This is a genomic window from Arthrobacter sp. U41, assembly GCF_007679325.1.
GTDB lineage: Bacteria > Actinomycetota > Actinomycetes > Actinomycetales > Micrococcaceae > Arthrobacter.
This window is the reverse complement of sequence record NZ_VEGI01000001.1, coordinates 1,509,448-1,529,987: the sequence shown is the minus strand read 5'-3', so window position 1 is coordinate 1,529,987 and position 20,540 is coordinate 1,509,448. Positions and strand designations below refer to the sequence as shown.

The window sequence follows — 20,540 nt, the reverse complement described above, 5'->3', positions numbered from 1 at the left end:
CTTCCCAATGGATCCAGCATGTCTCTTCGCAGGCCACCTCCCGCGCTCACGGCCTCGCCCCACGTTGCCGATGGCATTCCCCCGGAGCTCCTTGTCAGGGCGCTGTCCGCAACGTCCGAAATCTCGCTGATCACGGACGCGGCGCAGAACATCCTGCACGCCAGCCGCTCCTTCAGCACCATCACCGGGTACTCGGAAGCCGAGGTGCTGGGCACCAACTGCCGGATCCTGCAGGGGCCGGGCACAGCGCCGGAGGCCGCCGCGACCATCCGGGACGCGTTGGCGCGCGGGGAACAGTTCCGGGGGGACATCCTCAACTACCGCAAGGACGGGTCACCGTTCTGGAACGCACTGACCATCACCCCGCTCCTGGACGAAAACGGTCAGGTCACACACTTCGTCAGCGTGCAGCGGGACATTAACGCCCGGATGGCACTGCACGAACAGCTCCGTTTCCAGGCCACCCACGATCAGTTGACGGGCCTGCCCAACCGTGCGGCCCTGGACGGGCACCTCGCCAAGGCGCTGGATCCCGACGGCGGCTCCCGGCCCGTCGTCGCCGTCGGACTCATTGACCTGGACCGGTTCAAGGAAGTGAACAACTCCCTCGGCCACGAGGCCGGCGACGGCATCCTGAAAAGCTGGGCCGCCAGGATGCAGGCGCGGCTCCAGCCAGCCGAGTTCCTCGCCCGGATGGGCGGCGACGAATTTGTGCTCGTGGTTGAAGGCGCCGACGGGGATGACGCCGCGGCGACACTGGGCGGCGTGCTCCGGCGGCTCGGCCACAGTGTCGACGAACCCTTTGACGTGGGCGGGGAAACGATTTCCCTGACCATGAGCGCCGGGCTGGCCTGCTCGCCCCGGGACGGCAACGACATGCGCACCCTGCTGCGCGGCGCCGACGCCGCCCTCAACGTGGCCAAAGCCCGAACCGCGGGAACGCAGGGCTGGTGGGAACTGGCCGGGAACGCGCCGGACGCCGGTGCGGCTCAGGCCCCCGTTCCGGCGGCCGGCGCACCCGCCGGAGTGGGGCCGGCGCCCGGGCCGGCCAACGACGTCGTTGCCTCATACCGGGAGCAACTGTTCGACGGCGGGCTGGAGATGTTCATGCAGCCGGTCGTGGACCTTCACGCCGGCAGCGTCTACCTGTTCGAGTCCCTGGCCCGGCTGCGGCTGCGCGACGGCAGCCTTCTACCGCCGGCAGCGTTCCTCCCGCACCTCAACCCGGCGGAGACGGACAGGCTGTTCAGGGTGGGACTTGATCAGGTACTGGCCTGCCTCGCGGCGTGGGACGGACTGGAGCTGTCCGGCAAGGTCTCCATCAACATTGCACCGTCCAGCCTGCTGGACCCGGACTGCCCGCGTTTCGTCGAGGAAGCCCTCCGGCGGCACACGATCGCCCCGCCGCGGCTGGTCCTGGAATTACTGGAAACCGAGACCACGGACTGGGACCGGCTCCGGGGCCCCTTGGACCGCCTGATCGAGCTGGGCGTCGGGCTCGCCATGGATGATCTCGGTGCGGGCTACAGCAGCCTGAAGCGACTGTCCATGCTGCCCTTCACGGCGGTTAAAATCGACAGGGACATGCTCACCGGCCTGCGTACCAGTCCGCTGGAGACCCTCAGTCTGATCGCCACCCTGGTACAGATTGGCAGGGATTTCGACCTGTCGGTCGTGGCAGAGGGGCTCGAAGACCTCGGCATGACCGAAGCCGTGGCCGTCCTCGGTGCCCGGTACGGCCAGGGCTACCATCTCGCCCGCCCGATGCCTGCCGCCAAGGTGCCCGGCTGGACAGCGGGCTTCGAATCGCTCGAGTCCCCCCGCCAGGTCACCACGGCCCTCGGAGCCCTGGCCTTTCACTGGAAGTTCGTTCGCCTCGGTTCCCCGCACCCGCACCACCTCCAGGACTGCCCTTTCACGGACTACCTCGAGTCCCGCGGCGGACGGCGGGGCGACGTCCACCGCTGGCACGCGCAGCAGCACCGGGCCGACAGCAGTTCCGGCGCCAGCCGGATGATCGTGGACTGGCTGATCCGGGAAATCCGGCGCGAGGCTTAGACGTCGAAGTGCGTCCTGGCCGGCCCCTTGCCCAGTGATTCAACAACGCCGGCGGCCACCGCGTGCAGCTTGACGTTGCGCGCGCTGGACGCGGCCTTGAGGAGCTCAAAGGCCTCGTCCTGGCTGCAGCGGTTCTGCGCCATGATGATGCCCACCGCGACGTCGATGCCGGTCCGTGTCTCCAGGGTGGCCCTGAGGTTCGCCGCTGTGTCGCTGTAGTTCGCGAAACGCACGGCGAGGCGCAGCGCCATGGACGTTTGGCTCACGAAGTTCGACGCCAGGTCCATCGCCCTGCCGTCGAACCGGCCGGAGCGGTGCGAGTACAGGTTGAGCGCCGCACGGGTGTCGCCGTCCAGCAGGAACGGAAGGGCCAGAATCGAACGGACGCCGTGGCCCCGGACGGTGGCGGCGTATTGCGGCCAGCGTCCGCAATCCTCCAGGTCGCGGATATGCACGGTTTCCTGTTCCCGGGAGGCCGTCACGCACGGGCCGTCACCGAAGGCGTACTGGATCTCATCCATGGCCTGGGCGGCCGGGCTGCTGCTCGCCACGGTCGCGGCCTTGCGGTGCCGGAAGAGCGTGATCCCGCACAGGATCTCGTCACCGGGCTCCGAGAGGCTGCCGGCGGATACCCGGGCCAGTTCGCCCAGGAACTCCTCAACGTCGGAGCTGCTGAGCACCAGTTCGTTGAAGTGCTGATCGGTTGATGTTGCGTCTGTGTAAGCTGCGGTTGATTCGCTAACCACTGTCTCGTCGTGCCGTTTCACTCAGGTCAAAACGATCCGGACAGGCCACCGACGTGCGGAAGCTGCAACGCCGGGCGGCCGGATCGAAGAACAATCCAACGGCCCGCTGCAGAACCGTACCGGAAAATTATATACAGCCGTTTCGCGCCTTTTCGTCACGGAACCGTCCCCGCCAAACCGGGCATAAAGGCCCTCACGTCCGGAGGGTTCCTGGCAGATAGTGGAGGAAGAGGCCAATCGGTCATTTTCCCAGCCTGCGGAGCGCACTCCTGAATGGAGGCCACCGGCGGCACCTCGAGTGGAAAGCCTTACCGATGAGCATTTTCGAAGACAGGGTCGACGCCGGCCGGCAACTGGGCCGCCGCCTCGCGGACCTGCGGGGACAGGACATCGTGGTCTTGGGCCTGCCGCGCGGGGGCGTCCCGGTGGCCTTCGAAGTCGCCGCCGCCCTTGATGCTCCGCTGGACGTGATCGTGGTGCGGAAACTGGGACTTCCCTATCAACCTGAGCTTGCCATGGGCGCGATCGGGGAGGGCGGTGCCCGCGTGCTGGAGGAACGTGTGCTGGCCCATTCCCGGGTCAGTGACACCGAGTTGCAGGCCGTCGAGGACCATGAACGAGCTGTTCTGGAGAACCGGGTGGTGCGGTTCCGGAAGGGCAGGACCCGGCAGGAGCTCACCGGGCGCATCGCCGTGATCGTCGACGACGGGATCGCCACCGGGTCCACGGCCAGGGTCGCCTGCCGGATCGCCCGGCAGCTCGGTGCCGCGAGGGTCATCCTCGCTGTTCCGGTGGCACCCGCCGACACCCTCAGGAGCCTGACCGAGCCCGACGAAATCGTCTGCCTCGCCACCCCGCACCAATTCTCCGCGGTGGGCTACCACTACCGAGATTTCTCGCCCACCGAGGACGACGAAGTGGTGCAGCTCCTCGACGCGGCGGCCAAGCGTCTGCGGAATTCGAAGCCTGCGCCGTGGAAGCCGTCGACGGACAGTGTGGAGGACCCGGCGGAGATCGAGGAGGAGGTCGAGATCCCGTCGCGCGGGGTGCGGCTCCAAGGCCAGCTGCACCTGCCGGTCCCGGCCCGGGGGGTGGTGCTGTTCGCGCACGGCAGCGGCAGCAGCCGCCACAGCCCGCGGAACAGGTATGTTGCCGGGGTGCTCCAGCAGGCCGGTCTCGGCACACTGCTGCTGGACCTGCTGACCCCGGCGGAGGAACGGCACCGGGCCAACGTCTTCGACATCGAACTGCTGGCCCGGCGGCTGTCCTCTGCCACGGACTGGCTCGCCTCGCGGCAGGACACCGCGTCCTGCACCATCGGCTATTTCGGTGCCAGCACCGGCGCCGGGGCCGCGCTCTGGGCAGCCTCCGAACCAACCGCCAGGATTGATGCCGTGGTCTCCCGCGGCGGCCGTCCTGACCTGGCCGGGCCCAGGTTGTCCGCCGTCCGGGCCCCCACGCTCCTGATCGTGGGCAGCTATGACTACGAAGTGCTGGAACTCAACCGGAAGGCGAAGTCCATGATGCGGTGTCCCAACCAGCTGGCGGTGGTCCAGGGCGCCACGCATCTTTTCGAAGAGCCCGGCACGCTGGCGGCGGCTGCCATCCTCGCCAGGGACTGGTTTGTCGACTATCTGCTGCAGGCAGGCACCGAATAACAGGGGTAGGCGCGTCAGATCCCGTGGGCCTTGTGGTGGCCGCCGGTGCGATGGCGGAGGGCGTAGATCAGCAGCGCCACCCCGGCGAGCACCAGCAGCACCGGGACGAAATACTCGCTGGCGGTGAGCAGCGCCGTGGCCTCCAAGGCGAAGATCAGCCCCAGCACGGCCAGGACCGCGGCCGGAATCAGCGGCCACTTCATCCGTGAGGGTTCCGCTGCCGCGGTCTGACCCTGCTGACCCGGCTGACCCGGGAAAGCTGCGGGCCCGCCCGGGCTGTGCTCGGGGCGGACGGGAACCAGGGACAGCGCCGCAAACGTGGCTGCCAGGCCCAGAAACAGAACCGCGGCAACGGGCATGCCTTCCCAGGCCGGCGGGAGGGCCACAACGAGTGACAATGTCAGCATCACCCCGCAGGGGATCAGCGCCCACCAGTTGGCGCGTTCGCGCACGTACACCGCGCCGAAGCCTGCGCCCATGAACAGGAACAGGGCGGCGCCCGCCCAGTACGCCGCCGGGCCCGGCCAGAGCTGGGTGATCAGGATGACCGCCGCCAGGCCCAGAAAGACCGAGCCCGGAATGGCGGCCCACCAGTCAGCGCGGCTGCGGAAGAACACGGTCAGGAACGCGGTTCCGGCGGCCGCGAAAATGAGCGGCCACACAAGGGCCGCACTGTCGAGGATCCCGAGCAGATCCAGGAGCAACAGGACGCCGGCCCCCATCAGCACGATGCCGGCGATGATGCTGGTCTTTGCCGAACTCACGGGGTGCGCCCCTCCGCCCGGGACTTGATGCCCAGGAGCATGCGCCGTTCCATCACGAACTGTACGGGTTCCAGCAAAGGCCGGAGGATGAGTCCCACGGCCAGGGGAGCATAGTCGTACCGCGTCCGGGACAGCAGCCGCGTGGTGCGCTCATCGACGGGTTCCAGCACGAACGTCCAGCCGAACTCCATTCGCGGAGCTGCGGCCGGAGAACCGGGTGCGATGGCGTCCCCGGTGAGCGGATCCATGGTGCCGCCGAGAGCCAGCACGGAGCCGGCCACGATCTGCCGCACCGGGACCCCGAGGTCGGGGCCCAGCGGAATGACGTCGCCGACGTCGAGCCTCTGGTGTTCGGGAAGGATCCGGTCGGCGCTGTGGATGCCGAGGCCCGCAGCGTTCTCCAGCAGATCGTAGCTGTACATTCCGCCGCGTCCGGCGCCCAGCTGGACGAGCCAGGGCCAGACGTCCGCGGCCGGTGCATGGATGGTGACGGCACGGGTGCTCTGCATCCGAGGTGTTGGAACGAGTTCATCGCCGGGAAGCGGGCCGGCGGCTTCCTGGGTGCTTGCACCCCACCGCAACAGCCGGGGCCGGACTGCCAGGACGTAGCAGGCGGCCGCTGCCGCCGCGGCAAGGCCCGCCAGGGGGCCGCGGAGCCGGAGTGATGCAGGGGTCCGGTTCATCCGCCCGGCCGGGTTTTGCCCGTGTCCTCACCGACGACGAGGACCGGGCAGTGCGCGTGGGCCGCGCAGGCGCCGCTGACAGAACCCATGATCTGCGCGAGGAAGCCGCCGCGGCCCCGCCGGCCGACCACCAGCAGCTGGGCATCCCGGCTCTCCTCCACCAGGACCTTCGCCGGCGGGCCGAACTTCACGGTCCGGGTCAGTCCCTGGGGCATGTCGCCGCCGAAGGCCCGGTCCAGGGACTCGTCAACGAGTCGCTTCGCCGTCTCTTCAAGCTCGGTGGTGGTGGGGGAACTCTCCTCGGGCAGATGGGAGGCCAGGAAATGGTCCGAGCTGCCAAGGCAGGTGACCACCGCCAGCGGTGCGTCGAGGCTCCTGGCAAGGCGCCCGGCGAGCCGGAGCGCTGTCGTTGAGAAATCCGAACCGTCCACACCCACGACTATCCGCTGATCAGCGTTCATGGCCCCCAGCCTGCCCGGTCCGCCCGGCAGCGCCTAGGGCCAAAAGTCACCCGGGAAGCCGTCCGGCGCGCCCGGTGCGCGGGACCTGGGGCTGTGCACCGTCCGCGGTCCCCTCTAGGGTGGAACAAACCTGCCATATAACCCCACCCCCAAGGAGTGCTGATGAGAGTTGCTGTTACCGGAGGAAGCGGAAAGCTGGGCCGGAGCGTTGTCCGGCGGCTGAGCGAGGAGGGCCACGACGTCACCAACCTGGACCGCGCCGGCACGCGCGAACACGGTTTTACCGAGGTGGACCTGCGCAACTACGGCCAGGTGGTGGACGTGTTCCTGGGCCTGGAGGACCGGCACTCGGGGTTTGACGCGGTGGTGCATCTGGCCGCCATCCCGGCGCCCGGTCTCGCACCGGACGCCGCTACCTTCGAGAACAACATGCTGGCCACGTACAACGTGTTCCAGGCGGCCCGTCGGGCAGGGATCAAAAAGATTGTCTACGCGTCCAGCGAGACGGTGCTGGGACTGCCTTTCGACGTCGATCCTCCCTATATACCGGTGGACGAGGAATACCCGGCCCGGCCGGAAAGCACCTATTCCCTGGTGAAGCACCTGGAGGAGCAGATGGCCATCCAGCTCACCCGCTGGGATCCGGAACTCAGCATTACCGGCCTGCGCTTTTCAAACGTGATGGACGCGGAGGACTACGAGGAATTCCCTGGCTTCGACGCCGACGCCAGGCTGCGCAAGTGGAACCTCTGGGGCTACATCGACGGCCGCGACGGCGCGCAGGCAGTATCACGGGCCCTCGAGCACGGCGCCCCCGGGTTTGAGGCGTTCATCATCGCCAACGCGGACACCGTGATGAGCCGTTCCAGCGCCAGCCTCGCGGCGGAGGTGTTCCCGGACGTGCCCGTGGTGAAGGAACTCGGCGAGCACGAAACCCTGCTCTCCATCGAGAAGGCCAAACGCCTGCTGGGCTACGCGCCGGAGCACAGCTGGCGGAGCTACCACCCGCTGCGCACCACTCCCACCGAAGACTGAGGAGACCCATGCACTACCGCACCCTGGGTACCAGCGGCGCCGTCGTCTCCAGCTACGCGCTGGGCACCATGACCTTCGGCGCCGAATGCACTGAGGAACAATCCCACGCGATCCTTGATGATTACGTCGCGGCGGGCGGCAATTTTATCGACACCGCCGATGTCTACGCCGGAGGGGTCTCGGAGGAGATCATCGGCCGCTGGCTGGCCGCGCGCCCGGACGCCCGGGACCGCATGGTGCTCGCCACCAAGGGCCGCTTTCCGACGGGCACGGCCCCGAACGACGTCGGCACCTCCCGGCGGCACCTGACCCGCGCGCTGGATGACTCGCTGCGCCGTCTCGGTGTGGAGCAGATCGACCTGTACCAGCTGCATGCCTGGGATCCGATCACACCCCTGGAGGAATCCCTGCGGTTCCTGCACGACGCCGTCAGCAGCGGGAAAATCGCCTATTACGGTTTCTCGAATTTTCTGGGCTGGCAGCTGACGAAGGCCGTCCACGTGGCGCGTGCCCACGGCTGGAGCGGGCCGGTAACGCTGCAGCCGCAGTACAGCCTGCTGGTCCGCGAAATCGAGTCCGAGATTGTGCCGGCATCGCTCGACGCCGGGATCGGCCTGCTGCCGTGGTCGCCGCTGGGCGGGGGCTGGCTGTCCGGAAAGTACAGGCGTGACCAGCCGCCCGCCGGCGCCACCCGGCTGGGTGAAAACCCGGAACGCGGCATGGAAGCCTGGAAAGCCCGGAATGCCGACCCACGCACCTGGGAAATCGTGGAGGCAGTCCATGACATCGCCGGCCGCCATGAGGCCAGTGCCGCCCAGGTGTCTTTGGCCTGGCTGGCCGAACAGCCGGCCGTGACCTCCGTGATCCTGGGTGCGCGCAGCACGGAACAGCTCGCCGACAATCTCGCGGCCGCGGACCTCCTGCTTACCGAGGGGGAGCTGATGCGGCTGAGCGAGGTGAGCCGGCCGCGCGTCGGAGTCTATCCGTACGGGCCTCTGGCCCAGGAGCAGCGCAGCCGGAAGCTCAACGGCGGCCGCTAAGTGAGCAACGCGGGGTCACTTCCCGCCCGTCCAGGGCGCGAAGTGACCCCGCGTTGTGGTGCGGGCGCGGGTGGGGCGGGTTGCTGGTGCCTGGACCAGATGTCGCCCATCTCCTCGGTGGACTGCTCCACGATCCGGCTCATGGCGGCATGGGCCGCCGCCGCCTCGCCACGCTGGATGGCGCTGGCAACATCCACGTGCAGCTGAAGCGCTTCATGGTGCGGCAGGTGCGGCATTAGCCCATGCTCGGTGCGTCCTGTCAGGACCTCGGTCACGAGGTTGTGCAGCTGGGAAAACATGGCATTCCCGGAAGCCTTGAGCACGGCTGCGTGGAATTCGATGTCGAGCCGGAGGAATTCGTCGTGGTCTCCGCGCTGCCCCGCGGCCCACAGCCGCGCCGCCTGGGAGACGAGGTCGCTGGCTGCGTCCAGGGAGGCGCGCCCCGCGGCCAGCCGCGCAGCCTGGGGTTCGATGGCTCCGCGGAGTTCATTCAAGGCCTGTAGCTGCTCAAGCCGTTTGGATGAGGCGAGCCGCCAGCGGATCACCTGAGGATCGTACGCGTTCCAGGAGCCTTCCGGCTGAACAACGGTGCCCAACCGGCGTCGTGACTCCAGCATGCCCTTGGAGGAGAGCACCCGGGTGGCTTCCCGGACCACCGAGCGGGACACGCTGTGCTGCGCTTCAAGCTCGTCCAGGCGCAGGATCGAGTGCGGCGCCAGGGTCCCCTCGGCAATGGCGAGTCCCAGGTTTTGGACCAGCACCGAATGCAGGTCAGCTGAGGACTCCGCCTTTGGGGTTTTCATAAATAAATCATACGGGTGCGGCACAAGGGGTTGTTTAAGTCTGCTTTATTTCTCTAAGATCGCTTCCAGAGCAGATGTAAAGATGCATTTGCAACCGGCTGGACTGTGACGCCCAGCCCTGAAGAACCAAGGGAGTCGTAATGAAGCGACGTTCGATCGTGCAGTACGCGGCTGTCGCCGCGGCCCTGTCTCTGGGCCTCACCGCCTGCGGCGGAGCCAGCGGCAGCAGCGATGCCAAGGCCGCCGGCACCGTCCGGGTCACCCTCGCAAACCACGTCTGGACCGAAGGTATCAAGGCCGCGATTCCGGAATTCGAGGAGTCCAGCGGCCTCAAGGTCGAGCTGACCCAGCTGGGCGAAGACCAGCTCTCCGACCAGTACAACGTCAAGCTCAACGCCGGCAGCGACGAGATCGACGTCATGATGTACCGCCCGCTGCAGGAGGGCAAGGCGTTCGCCAAGAACGGCTACCTCGCCGACCTGACATCCAAGGTTTCCTCGGACACCAGCTGGGACTGGAAGGACTACCAGGAGGGCCCGGTCAAGGCCACCACGGCTGACGGCAAGGTGGTGGGTGTCCCGATCATCACCGAACGCGAAGTGCTCTACTACCGCAAGGACCTGCTGAAGGCAGCCGGCCTCGACGTGCCCAAGACCATGGAAGAACTTGAAGCGGCAGCCAAGGCCATCAAGGCTTCCTCGCCGGACACCGCAGGCTTTGTGGCCCGCACCGGCAAGTCCGCAGCCGTCACCCAGTTCTCCAGCTTCCTGTACAGCTTCGGCGGTGACTTCACGGATGCCGACGGCAAGTCCGCCGTCAACACCGACGCCGCCAAGAAGGCCTACGCGTACTACGGCGGCCTGATCAAGAACTACGGCCCGGCCAACGTCAGCACCGACATGAGCTGGCCCGAGGCGATGGCCATCTTCACGCAGGGCAAGGCCGCCTTCTACACCGAAGCCGACTCCCTCTACAAGAACGCCACCGACCCGGCCAAGTCCAAGGTCGCGGACACGGTCGGCTTCGCCGCGCTGCCCGCCGGCCCGGCCGGTTCCAAGCCTTACAACATCCCGTCGTGGGGCCTCGCCGTCAACGAAGCCTCGGGCAACCAGGACAACGCCTGGAAGTTCATCCAGTGGGCCACCAGCAAGGAACGCACCCTGGAAGCGCAGAAGGCCGGCGTCCCCGGACCCCGCGCCTCCGTCTGGGCCGACCCCGCCGGCACCTCCACCTACCCGAAGGACCTGGCCGAGGCCATCGCCGCCAGCGCCAAGAACGGCGTCGGCCACGACCGTCCCGAGGTTGTCACCGTCGGAAAGGCCCGCGAAATCGTGGGCGGACCGATCGTAGCCAGCATCACCGGTGAAGACGCTTCCGCAGCCGCCGACACGGCCCACGAGGCGTTCCAGAAGTTCCTGGACAGCGAAAAGAAGTAACGCACCCGGCGCGGTTCGCGCCCGATGCATCACCAGCCCGGCGGGGCGTCAGCCCAAACCGCCGCCCCGCCGGGCCAGCTCTTCACTTCACCCCCGACTCCTTAGGTGAACCATGTCTGTATTGACCCCTCCCCGCAGCGCGCAGTCCCAGCCGCCGTCCGGCCGCAACGCCGGCCGCGCCACCGGTGCTCGTGAGAATTTCTCCGCCTGGGCGAACCTGCACCGCAAGTGGCTTTTCGCGGCCCCCGCCATGATCTTCGTCGGCGTCCTCATCATCTTTCCACTGGCCTGGACCCTTTATCTGAGCCTCACCGATTCGCAGGGCTCGGTCCGCGCCGCCACCGAGTTCATCGGGCTGGAAAACTACCTCACGGTCCTGTCCGACGTCGAACGCTTCTGGCCCGCCGTCGGACGCACGCTGACATTCACCGGAGTCGCCCTGGTCTGCGAGGTGGTGCTGGGCATGTGCATCGCGCTGCTGCTGTGGCGCCCGTTCCGCGGTGAAAAGTGGGTCCGCGTGGCCATTCTCCTGCCGCTCGTCGCCACCCCGGTAGCTGTCGGCATGATGTGGCGGCTGATCTTCGATCCCAATATCGGCTTCGTCAACCAGCTGCTGGGCATGGTGGGCATCCCGCCCCAGCCGTGGCTGTCCGGACAGGACACCGCGCTGGGAACCACAATCTTCATGGACGTGTGGCAGTGGACGCCCATGGTGGTGCTGATCCTGCTCGCCGGCCTGACCTCCCTGTCCGAGGAGCCCGACGAAGCGGCCCGGATGGACGGCGCCAACGCGTTTCAGCGCTTCTTCTTCATCACACTGCCACTCATGATGCCGACCGTGATTGTGGCCATCCTGCTCCGGGGCATCGACGCCCTGAAAACCTTCGACATTCTGTACGCCACCAAGGGCAAGGGTGGCGGTTCCTTCCACGAGGTGGAGACCCTCAACGTCTACGCCTATGGCCTGAGCTTCGACTACAACCAGTACGGGCTCTCCTCCGCGGTGCTGATCCTGTTCTTCATGATCATCATCGGCTCCATGTGGCTGCTGACCATGCGCAAGAAAGCGGTAAGCAAATGACCGGCCTGACAAAAGAAACAGAACACACAGAACACACAGAACTCGCCGGGCCCTTGTCCGCAACCCCCGCCCGGCCCGGACCGGCCCCCCGCCGCCGCAAGCCTCTGGGCACCCGCGCCTACAAGGTCTTCCGCGTTGCTGCCTTGGTCGCCGTCGTGCTGTTCCTGGTGGCCCCGCTGTTCTGGATGCTGCTGGCATCATTCAAGACCAACGTGGACATTTACGACACCGGCAAGTCGTTCTTCTTCACGCCCACGGGCGAGAACTACGCGAACGTGCTGCAGCGCAACAACTACTTCGTCTTTATCTTCAACAGCTTCTGGGTGGCCTTCGTCTCCACGGTCCTGTCCCTGGTCCTGGGTGTTCCGGCGGCGTACGCGATGAGCCGCTTCACGATGCACCGCTCGGCCCTGGTGGTCCTGATGGCCCGCGTCATCCCGGGCGTCTCGCTGCTGGTGCCCTGGTACTACGTCTTCTCCAACCTGAAGATGGTGGGTGGCTTCGAGGTCCTGATCCTCAGCCACATGTTCGTCTCGCTGCCGCTGATCGTCTACATCATGATGAGCTACTTCGACTCGCTGCCGCTGGAGCTGGAGGAATCCGCGCAGGTGGACGGGCTCACCCCGATCGGTGCGTTCCGGCGCATCACCCTGCCGCTCTCGGTGGCCGGCATGGCCACCGCGGGCATCCTGTCCTTCATCTTCTCGTGGAACAACTTTATGTTCGCCCTGGTGCTCTCCGGTTCCAAGACCAAGACCCTCCCGGTCGCGATCTTCGACTTCGTCTCCTACGCCAGCATCGACTGGGGCGGGCTTATGGCGGCCGCCACGGTGGTCACCGTTCCGATCATGATCATTGCGCTCTTCACGCAGAAGTACATCGTTTCCGGCATGACCGCCGGCGCGACCAAGGGCTAGGCCACCGATGACACTCATCAGCAGGATTGAAACGTTCCTCGTCGCGCCGCGCTGGCTGTTCGTACGGATCGAAACCGACAGCGGGATCGTCGGCTGGGGCGAGGCCAGCTGCGAGGGCCGCAGCGAAACGGTCCGCACCGCCGTCGACCAACTCTCCGAGCTCCTCATCGGCACCGATGCCCTGCGGATCGAGGACCACTGGCAGGTGATGACCAAGGGGTCCTTCTACCGCGGCGGCCCGATCCTGGCCAGCGCAGTCTCCGGGCTGGACCAGGCCCTGTGGGACATTGCCGGCAAACACTTCAACACCCCCGTGCACCAGCTCCTGGGCGGCCACGTCCGCGACCGGATCCGGATGTACGGCTGGGTCGGCGGGGACGAACCCAACGAGGTGGCGGACCAGATCAGCGCCCAGCTGGAGGTCGGGCTCACGGCCGTCAAGATGAATGCCAGCGGCAGGATGAGCCCCATCGCTTCCGTCGCCGAGCTCGACGGCGTGGTCCGCCGCGTCGCGGCCGCCCGCGAGGTTTTGGGCGACCACCGCGACGTCGCGGTCGACTTCCACGGCCGCTTCAGCCTGGCCAACGCCCGCCGGGTGGCACCGCTGCTGGAACCGTACCGGCCCTTCTTCCTGGAAGAACCCGTGGTCCCGGAAAACACGCACCTGCTGCGCGAATTCACCTCGTCAACCACGACGCCGGTCTCCACCGGCGAGAGGCTCTACAGCCGGCAGGAATTCCTGCCCGCACTGCAGGCCGGCATCGCGGTGGCCCAGCCGGACCTTTCGCACGCCGGCGGCATTACCGAGGTCCGCAAAATCGCCTCGCTCGCCGAAATCTACGAGGTCCAGCTCGCCCCGCACTGCCCGCTGGGTCCGCTGGCCCTGGCCGCCTGCCTCCAAGTGGGCTTCGCCACGCCCAACTTCCTGATCCAGGAGCAAAGCATCGGCATCCACTACAACCAGGGCGCCGAAGTCCTGGACTACGTGGTGGACAAGTCCCCGCTGAAGTTCGTGGACGGCCATATCGAACGCCTGACCGGCCCGGGTCTTGGCATCGAGGTCGACGAGGCCGTGGTCCGCGCCGCGGACAAGCGCGGACACGCCTGGCGCGGGCCCGTCTGGCGACACCCCGACGGAGCCTTCGCAGAATGGTGAACAACATGACTTCAGTACTGACCCCGGAAGTACTCCTCGCGGGAATCCGGGAGACCCGGCTGGTGGCGATTGTGCGCGGCACCGACGGCGCCGCGGCCGCGAAGGCGGCCCTCGCCGCGATGGAGGAGGGCTTCCGCTTCGTCGAAATCGCCCTGACCACGCCGGACGCCCTCGCGGCGATCCGCGCAGTCCGCGCCGCCGCCCCGGCAGGCTGCTTCGTCGGCGCCGGCACCGTGCTGACCGCGCAGGACGTGGACCACGTGGCCGAGGCCGGCGGCCAGTTTATGGTGACGCCGTCACTCGCCGGGTCGATCGAAGCCTCCGCTGCCCTGGGGATCCCCGTGCTGGCGGGGGCCCTGACCCCCACGGAGTCCTACGAGGCGATGAGCCGCGGCGCCACCGCCGTCAAGCTCTTTCCCGCCTCCATCGGCGGACCGGGCTACCTCAAAGCCCTGCGTGACCCGTTCCCCGGGATCCCGTTCATCGCCGTCGGCGGCGTGGGCCTCGACGAGGCGGCGGGCTACTGGAGCGCCGGTGCCATCGCCGTCGGACTCGGCGGACCGCTGTTCGGGGATGCTGGCTCCGGCGGGGAACTGGCGCCGATGCGCGAGAGGGCCCGGGCCTTCGTCGCGGTCGCGGCCGACTTCGACCGCCGGTTCGCCGCGGAGCGGCTGCCGTGACTTCCGATTCTGTGCTTCCCGTCCCGGGGATTCCTGAGCTCCTGACCTTCGGAGAGTCGATGGTCTCGCTGCGCTCGGCCGGACCGCTGTCCGCCGGCGGCTCCCTGGCGATGCATGTGGCCGGGGCGGAATCGAACGTGGCCGTGGGAGTCGCGCGGCTCGGCCACCGGGTGGGCTGGGCAGGAGTGGTGGGCGCTGACCCGCACGGCGAGTTCATCCTGCGGCAGCTGCGGGGCGAGGGCATCGGGGTGCACCACCGCGTGGACGCCTCCCGTGGCACCGGAGTGATGTTCCTGGAACAGCGCACCGCGGACGTCACCCGCGCCTTCTACTACCGTGCGGGGTCCGCAGGATCCACCCTCAGCCGGGACGACGTCGACGCCGCCTTCCGCAACGGCGCCCGCGTCCTGCACCTCACGGGAATCACGGCCGCGCTCAGCCAGCAGGCGAGGCGGGCCGTGGAATATGCGGCCGCACGGGCTGCCGGCGAAGGGCTGGACGTTTCCCTGGACGTCAACTACCGCAGCAAGCTCTGGTCCCGTGACGAGGCGCGCGCCGTGCTCACCCCGCTGGCCCGGCATGCCAGCATCCTGATCGCCTCCGACGACGAACTCGGCCTGGTCTGCGCTGCAGACGCCGGCAACGGCCCTGAACCGTACACGGCAGACGACGCCGAACTGGCCATGGCCGCCGAACTCCTCGACCGCGGCGTACGGGAGGTGGTGGTGAAGCGCGGCGCGGCTGGCGCCGGGGTCCACACCGCGGCCGGCCGGTGGGAAACGCCCGCCGTCCCCGTCACCAGCATCGACACCGTGGGCGCCGGGGATGCCTTCACCGCCGGCTACCTCTCGGCCCTGCTCGATGGCGAGGACGTGCCCGGCCGCTTGCAGCGAGGCGCCCTTGCGGGGGCATTCGCCGTGAGCACCGCCGGTGACTGGGAAGGCCTGCCCCTCAGGGCCGAGCTCGCACTGCTCGGGGCCACGCCCAGCGGAACCACCCAGCGCTAGGGCATCCCCGCAAGCATCCACCCGCCATCCACCGAACTTCAATCGACACCGAAAGCCTGGACCACCTGTGAAAATCATTGCTGCTGAAGTCTTTGTGACCAGCCCTTCCCGGAACTTCGTGACCCTGCGGATCACCACGGAGGATGGTGTGACGGGCATCGGGGATGCGACGCTGAACGGCCGGGAGCTCGCGGTGGCCGCGTATTTGAAGGAGCATGTTGCTCAGCTGTTGATCGGGAAGGACCCTCAGCGGATCGAGGACACGTGGCAGTTCCTGTACCGGTCCTCGTACTGGCGGCGGGGTCCGGTGACGATGGCCGCGATCGCCGCGGTGGATATGGCGTTGTGGGATATTAAGGGCAAGATGGCCGGGATGCCGGTGTACCAGTTGTTGGGCGGGGCGTCGCGGAACGGGCTGCGCGCGTACGGGCATGCCTCGGGCGCTGACCTGCCGTCGTTGTTCGATTCGGTCCGGGAGCACCTGGAGCTCGGGTACAAATCGATCCGGATCCAGACCGCGGTGCCCGGGATCAAGGCCGTGTACGGGGTCGCGGCGCAGGCGCAGGCCTCGGGGGAGCGGTATGACTACGAGCCGGCCGGGCGCGGTGCGTTCCCGTTGGAGGAGGACTGGGACACCCGGGCGTACCTGCGGCACCTGCCGGGCGTGTTTGAGGCGGTCCGGAACGAGTTCGGTCCGGACCTGCCGCTGCTCCATGACGGGCACCACCGGATGACGCCGATCCAGGCCGCGAAGCTGGGCAAGTCGCTGGAGCCGTATGACCTGTTCTGGCTGGAGGACTGCACCCCGGCGGAGAACCAGGAGGCGCTGCGCCTGGTCCGGCAGCACACCACCACGCCGCTGGCGATCGGTGAAATTTTCAACACCGTGTATGACTACCAGACGATCATCAAGGAACAGCTGATCGACTACGTCCGGGCCGCGTCCACGCACTTCGGCGGGATCAGCCCGTTGAAGAAGGTGATGGACTTCGCCGCGCAGTACCAGATCAAGTCCGGCTTCCACGGACCCACCGACATTTCCCCGGTCGGATTCGCCGCGCAGCTGCACGTGGGCCTGGCGATCCATAACTACGGGATCCAGGAGTACATGCAGCACTCGGACAAAACCAACGAGGTCTTCGAGCAGTCCATGACATTCGTCGACGGGTACCTGCACCCGGGCGACAAGCCCGGCATCGGCGTCGAGTTCAACGAAGAGGCCGCCGCCGCGTTCCCGTACCAGCAGGCCTACCTGCCCTATAACCGACTCGTCGACGGAACCGTTCACGACTGGTAGTCAGGAAACAGTGCCGGGCGCAAAGAAGGTCCCGGGCGGGAGTCGAGGCTCAGCCGCCCGGGACCTGGCTTTGTGCGCCTGGGCATGCGCCCAGGCGGCGGCGGGGCTAGTGAATGAGTTCCCTGGTCATGCCGAAGGGGACCTGATCGGACAGCGCAGCCGTGTAGTGGCCGGGCTTGTGCCGGGTGATCAGGATGCCGTGCGTCCCGGTTGCCATGGCGATCTGCTGGAGTCCGCGCACGGCGTCGTCGAGCCGTTCGTCCAGGACCTGGCGGCTGTCAACCTGGATTTCAATGCACTCGGTTATTGTGGTCATCGCTCTGTTCTTTCTTGGGAGTTACTCGTTGGCCCCAATAATTGAAGCGACAATAACGTCATATTTATCGGCCCGTCAAATCACCACGCCGTGTCCCGCCGGAGCCTGTCCGGATCCAAGCTTCGACCGCAGCCTGCGGCGCGGCGCTGACCTGCGGTTCCATCCCTGCCGGCGTCCCTCTCGTGAAGATGCTCACCCGGATCAGGCAGAACGCCGGCAGGCGAAGGGTTCACGGTCGCGGACGGCGGTTGCTGCTACGGTCCGCAGCGCCTGAGGCGTCCCGGGGGCTGGGGCCGCTGGCAGTGGGCACGCCAGGGGCGGCTCAGTCCTTGTCGAGTTCGGCCAGGAGGGATTTCGCTGCCTTGGCGATGTCGTTGTGATCGTGCTGGGCGGCCCGGCTTTCGATCGCGAGGATGGCGCAGCGGTGCAGGCGCCGGAAGTCACCGAACGGGAAGCTGTACCGGCCCTTTGTGCCCTCAGTTTTCTCGCTGTCCGTACCCAGATGCCAGGTGCCGTATTCGGCGTAGCCGTGTTTGTCGATGTAGGCGTTTTCCTGGCCGGTATCGGGGGCGTGCTCGCTCCAGTCGTCGCGCGCGTCCCTGGCGATCCTGGAGTCTTTGATCAGTTGCCGGGCGTGGCTCAGAGCTGCCTGGTTGAGCTTGACGGCCATGGTGTTCCTTTCGTCGACTAGCGGCGCCCGTACGGCGGATTGGTTCTTGGACCTGGGCTGTCAGCTGCTGACGGTGCGCGCCTATGCGCGCCGCGATCTTTACGACCTCACTTTTTGCCTGTCGTTTCATCCCCGTGGCGCGCCGGTTTTGACGAGGGACCGCCCCAGCGGCGCCACGCCAGGGCTGCGGCGGCGACGGCAAGGATGAGCACTGCGGCCAGGACATAGGGAGCGTAGTCCACACGTGTTTCCTTAGCGGCCGGTGTTTCGCCGGTGCCAGGGTCCACGGGGCCGGAAGGGGACGCCGAGTCAGTGGGTGTAGCCGTGGTGGAGACGCTATTGAGGGCGCTCAACCCGTCAGCCTGATTGGGTGTTGCAGCACTGCCCGCCGCCGCAGGCATAAGGAAGGCTGCGCACAGCGCGAGTGCGGCGAAAGCGGTCCTGAGAATAGATTTCATCGGTTCTCCTTTACAAAGCCCAAGTGGCGCGGGCCCGCGGGCCCGCGCCGGGTTCCGTCCTTGCCCGTCCGGACACGGTCGGTCAGTGCTGCCCCAGGCTTCCCCCGGTGGGCGGGACAGGGCCCGGGCGGCGTTCCCTGCCTGCTTCGCGGTCGGCCGCGCTCGATGTGTCGCTCGCGGCGGTCCCGTCGGAATCGCCTTCGGTATCGATGAGGCCATTGGTCTGGTCGAATGGTTTGGCCTCGGGCCGGCCAACTGTCCCGTTCGAACGAGGCGTCGCGTCCTGGGAGAGTCCCTCCCCGGGGAAGACGCTGCCTGCGGTGCCCGTCGGAGGAACGGCCGTAGCCGGCACGGCCGAGGGCCTCGCATCAGCCGCGGCGCCGGGTTCCGGGTCGCTGGGATTCTTGCGGCCCGCTGCTGCCGCAACGCCTGCGCCGGCCGCGGCAGCGATTCCGACCCCGGCGATGACTTTGCCGGAGACGCCTGCTTTGCCGCTGTCTCCCCGGGAGTCGAGCGCCGCCTCAACGCCCGGCGAACCGGCCTGTGTCCCTCCGCTGACGGTGCCGCGCCAGGCACCTGTCGCATAACCCTCATCTTCGATGAAGGCCTTGAACCGGTTGAGGTCGTTCTCGGCCTGCTTGTCAACAATGCTGAGCTTGTCGCCGATCTTTTCCACAATCCCTTCGGGATCGTATTCAAGTGACAGCTGCACGGAGGTTTGCCCGCCGCCGAGGTCTTCGAACACCACGGACCCTGCGTTGGTGGCGCCCTCGGTGGCCGCCCATGCCACTTTCCGGTCAGGTATCTGCTCCAGGATCCTGGCCTGCCACTGCCGGCGCACCCCGGCGATCTCTGCAATCCATTCCAGCCGGTCGTCACTGAGCTGCTTGACGCTCTTCACCCCGCCCATGAAGTGGGGGAATTCCTCGAACTGGGTCCACTGGTTATAGGCCACGCTCACAGGAACGTTGACCAGAATGCGCTTTTCAACCTTGGTGCTCACGATGTCTCCTTTGACTCAATTTTCGGGAACGGCGAGAGGGTGCCATTGATTATCAGCATGCTTACTATAACCAGCCACGGACGTCTCCGCCAGAGGGCGGCGCCAGTGGAGCAACGAGGAAGCGGCCACCGGCGACGTCGGCACACCTACGTGAGGACGGTGAACTCCTCCGCCGGATATCGGACCCCGTTGACCTGCAACTGCAGGGTGTGGCCGCCGGGGTGGTGGACGCGCGTGGTCATCTGGCGGAACGCGTGGCGCTTCGAAAAGGTCCGGGACTCGCCCGGGGCAAGGACGGCCGTTCCGAGCTTGAACACCTTCTCCGTGCGGGTGCCGTTGGCCTTGGCGTAGTGGACCACGTAGTCGACGGCGAGCCGGGCCTCCGCCGGCCCGGTATTGGACACCGCGAACGTGAAGCCGAGTTCCCCGGGAAGCTCGACGACGGTGCGATCCAGCTGGGGCGCCGTCACGGCCAGCGAAGCAGGCGGGAAACCCAGCAGCTCCAGCGCGCCGGGGTGGGCCTTCTTGAGCAGGGTCCGCAGCCCGTGCCGGACCACGCTGGCCGTGTTCCCGTCGGGTTCGGCCATCCACCGGGCCGCGGTGGCAACCACTTCGTCCGGGGCGTGGCGGGCCAGGTCGTTCAGGTGGTTGGCCACCGAGCGGCGGACATCCTCGACAGGATCCCGGTACAGGGCGTCGAGGATCGGCAGGGTCGCGGCGGGCCGGTCCGTGATCTCCGGGACGCGGATGGCCCACGGCAGGTAGGGCCGGGTGCCCTCGCTCGCGAGCCTTCGCACGTGCCAGTCCGGATGCGACGTCCACCCCTGGATGACGGACAGCGCCCGGTCCAGATCGGCCGCGAGGAGCCGCCGGATCGCGAATTCCCCGGTCAGCCGCGGCGTCAGCTCGGCGAGGAGCGCCAGGCAGTCCTCGAAATCGGCGGGTTCCGCGCGCGTCAGGGCGAGGGTGGCCGCGGTCTCGGTCACCGGCCAGATCATCCACCCGGTGAAATCCGGTTCCTCCAGCGCCCGGCGGAAGATTGCCGCCGTGCCGGCATAGTTTTCCGGCAGGTCAGCCAGCAGCGCGCGGCTCAGGAGGTCGGTGCGTTCCCGCAGGCTCAGTGGATCGAGGTGCCCGGCCGTGCTTGCGAGACCAGGGAATGTGCGGTCCGGCGAGGCAGTGGCGAGGATGCGCTCCAGCGAGCGGACGGCGTCCGCATTGATCAGTTCATTCATGACGCCCATGGCATCAGGCTACCGGGGGGCGCGCCG

General features: G+C 67.4%; 21 protein-coding genes. 11 read left to right on the top strand and 10 right to left on the bottom strand.

What is annotated here, in order from left to right; all coding sequences use genetic code 11:
- Positions 1-18 precede the first annotated feature (18 nt).
- Positions 19-2,058, top strand: a complete 2,040-nt coding sequence (locus tag FS787_RS07095) for a bifunctional diguanylate cyclase/phosphodiesterase (protein WP_144671489.1) — start codon at positions 19-21, stop codon at positions 2,056-2,058.
- Here FS787_RS07095 and FS787_RS07090 read toward each other — a convergent pair.
- The gene (locus FS787_RS07090; protein WP_144671488.1) at positions 2,055-2,804 is read right to left on the bottom strand and encodes a GAF and ANTAR domain-containing protein; all 750 of its coding nucleotides are present in this window, start codon (positions 2,802-2,804) and stop codon (positions 2,055-2,057) included. The two genes, FS787_RS07095 and FS787_RS07090, sit on opposite strands and share 4 nt — an antisense overlap.
- A 314-nt stretch (positions 2,805-3,118) precedes the next feature.
- Between FS787_RS07090 and FS787_RS07085 the strand changes: the two genes are divergently transcribed.
- Positions 3,119-4,462: a phosphoribosyltransferase gene (locus FS787_RS07085; RefSeq protein ID WP_144671487.1), complete on the top strand. Its 1,344-nt coding sequence runs from the start codon at positions 3,119-3,121 to the stop codon at positions 4,460-4,462.
- Positions 4,463-4,476: 14 nt separating this feature from the next.
- Here FS787_RS07085 and FS787_RS07080 read toward each other — a convergent pair whose 3' ends face one another.
- The 3 genes from FS787_RS07080 to FS787_RS07070 are packed head-to-tail and all read right to left on the bottom strand — an operon-like array spanning position 4,477 to position 6,370.
- Positions 4,477-5,226 carry a hypothetical protein gene (locus tag FS787_RS07080; RefSeq protein ID WP_144671486.1) on the bottom strand — a complete coding sequence of 250 codons (750 nt, stop codon included), beginning with the start codon at positions 5,224-5,226 and terminating at the stop codon, positions 4,477-4,479.
- Positions 5,223-5,909: an SRPBCC family protein gene (locus tag FS787_RS07075; protein ID WP_222124043.1), complete on the bottom strand. Its 687-nt coding sequence runs from the start codon at positions 5,907-5,909 to the stop codon at positions 5,223-5,225. The genes FS787_RS07080 and FS787_RS07075 overlap by 4 nt, the downstream gene beginning before the upstream one ends.
- Positions 5,906-6,370 carry a universal stress protein gene (locus tag FS787_RS07070; RefSeq protein ID WP_144671485.1) on the bottom strand — a complete coding sequence of 155 codons (465 nt, stop codon included), beginning with the start codon at positions 6,368-6,370 and terminating at the stop codon, positions 5,906-5,908. The genes FS787_RS07075 and FS787_RS07070 overlap by 4 nt, the downstream gene beginning before the upstream one ends.
- 162 nt (positions 6,371-6,532) lie before the next feature.
- Here FS787_RS07070 and FS787_RS07065 point away from each other — a divergent pair, with 162 nt between their 5' ends.
- Both FS787_RS07065 and FS787_RS07060 read left to right on the top strand, forming a co-directional pair.
- The gene (locus tag FS787_RS07065) at positions 6,533-7,405 is read left to right on the top strand and encodes an NAD(P)-dependent oxidoreductase (protein WP_144671484.1); all 873 of its coding nucleotides are present in this window, start codon (positions 6,533-6,535) and stop codon (positions 7,403-7,405) included.
- Positions 7,406-7,413: 8 nt separating this feature from the next.
- A complete protein-coding gene (locus FS787_RS07060; protein WP_144671483.1) occupies positions 7,414-8,445 on the top strand; it encodes an aldo/keto reductase in 1,032 nt (343 codons plus the stop codon).
- Here FS787_RS07060 and FS787_RS07055 read toward each other — a convergent pair.
- Complete coding sequence (locus FS787_RS07055; protein ID WP_260982431.1) at positions 8,442-9,248, bottom strand: FadR/GntR family transcriptional regulator; 807 nt, start codon at positions 9,246-9,248, stop codon at positions 8,442-8,444. The genes FS787_RS07060 and FS787_RS07055 overlap by 4 nt on opposite strands.
- A gap of 140 nt (positions 9,249-9,388) precedes the next feature.
- On the opposite strand from FS787_RS07055, the gene FS787_RS07050 reads away from it, so the two are divergent.
- The 7 genes from FS787_RS07050 to manD all read left to right on the top strand — a co-directional run bounded on the left by FS787_RS07050 (position 9,389) and on the right by manD (position 16,822).
- Positions 9,389-10,684, top strand: a complete 1,296-nt coding sequence (locus tag FS787_RS07050; protein WP_144671482.1) for an ABC transporter substrate-binding protein — start codon at positions 9,389-9,391, stop codon at positions 10,682-10,684.
- 112 nt (positions 10,685-10,796) lie between these two features.
- The gene (locus FS787_RS07045) at positions 10,797-11,765 is read left to right on the top strand and encodes a carbohydrate ABC transporter permease (RefSeq protein WP_260982430.1); all 969 of its coding nucleotides are present in this window, start codon (positions 10,797-10,799) and stop codon (positions 11,763-11,765) included.
- Positions 11,762-12,682, top strand: coding sequence for a carbohydrate ABC transporter permease (locus FS787_RS07040; RefSeq protein ID WP_144671481.1), 921 nt, complete (start codon positions 11,762-11,764; stop codon positions 12,680-12,682). Before FS787_RS07045 ends, FS787_RS07040 begins: the two co-directional genes overlap by 4 nt.
- Positions 12,683-12,689: 7 nt before the next feature.
- Positions 12,690-13,838: a galactonate dehydratase gene (gene dgoD / locus FS787_RS07035; RefSeq protein ID WP_144671480.1), complete on the top strand. Its 1,149-nt coding sequence runs from the start codon at positions 12,690-12,692 to the stop codon at positions 13,836-13,838.
- Between the two features lie 5 nt (positions 13,839-13,843).
- Positions 13,844-14,518: a bifunctional 4-hydroxy-2-oxoglutarate aldolase/2-dehydro-3-deoxy-phosphogluconate aldolase gene (locus FS787_RS07030; protein WP_144671479.1), complete on the top strand. Its 675-nt coding sequence runs from the start codon at positions 13,844-13,846 to the stop codon at positions 14,516-14,518.
- Positions 14,515-15,525, top strand: coding sequence for a sugar kinase (locus tag FS787_RS07025; protein ID WP_260982429.1), 1,011 nt, complete (start codon positions 14,515-14,517; stop codon positions 15,523-15,525). Before FS787_RS07030 ends, FS787_RS07025 begins: the two co-directional genes overlap by 4 nt.
- Positions 15,526-15,592: 67 nt before the next feature.
- Positions 15,593-16,822: a D-mannonate dehydratase ManD gene (manD, locus tag FS787_RS07020; RefSeq protein ID WP_144671478.1), complete on the top strand. Its 1,230-nt coding sequence runs from the start codon at positions 15,593-15,595 to the stop codon at positions 16,820-16,822.
- Positions 16,823-16,928: 106 nt separating this feature from the next.
- On the opposite strand, the gene FS787_RS07015 is transcribed toward manD, so the two are convergent.
- The 5 genes from FS787_RS07015 to FS787_RS06995 form a co-directional block, all read right to left on the bottom strand.
- A complete protein-coding gene (locus FS787_RS07015) occupies positions 16,929-17,138 on the bottom strand; it encodes a hypothetical protein (RefSeq protein ID WP_056433817.1) in 210 nt (69 codons plus the stop codon).
- A 322-nt stretch (positions 17,139-17,460) separates the two neighbouring features.
- The gene (locus tag FS787_RS07010; RefSeq protein WP_144671477.1) at positions 17,461-17,808 is read right to left on the bottom strand and encodes a hypothetical protein; all 348 of its coding nucleotides are present in this window, start codon (positions 17,806-17,808) and stop codon (positions 17,461-17,463) included.
- 107 nt (positions 17,809-17,915) lie between these two features.
- On the bottom strand, positions 17,916-18,266 hold the full coding sequence (locus tag FS787_RS07005) for a hypothetical protein (RefSeq protein ID WP_144671476.1): 351 nt from the start codon (positions 18,264-18,266) through the stop codon (positions 17,916-17,918).
- Positions 18,267-18,348: 82 nt separating this feature from the next.
- Positions 18,349-19,269 (bottom strand): SRPBCC family protein, encoded by a 921-nt coding sequence (locus FS787_RS07000; RefSeq protein WP_144671475.1) that lies wholly within the window; start codon positions 19,267-19,269, stop codon positions 18,349-18,351.
- A gap of 146 nt (positions 19,270-19,415) precedes the next feature.
- The gene (locus FS787_RS06995; protein ID WP_144671474.1) at positions 19,416-20,513 is read right to left on the bottom strand and encodes a DNA alkylation repair protein; all 1,098 of its coding nucleotides are present in this window, start codon (positions 20,511-20,513) and stop codon (positions 19,416-19,418) included.
- Between the last annotated feature and the right edge of the window lie 27 nt (positions 20,514-20,540).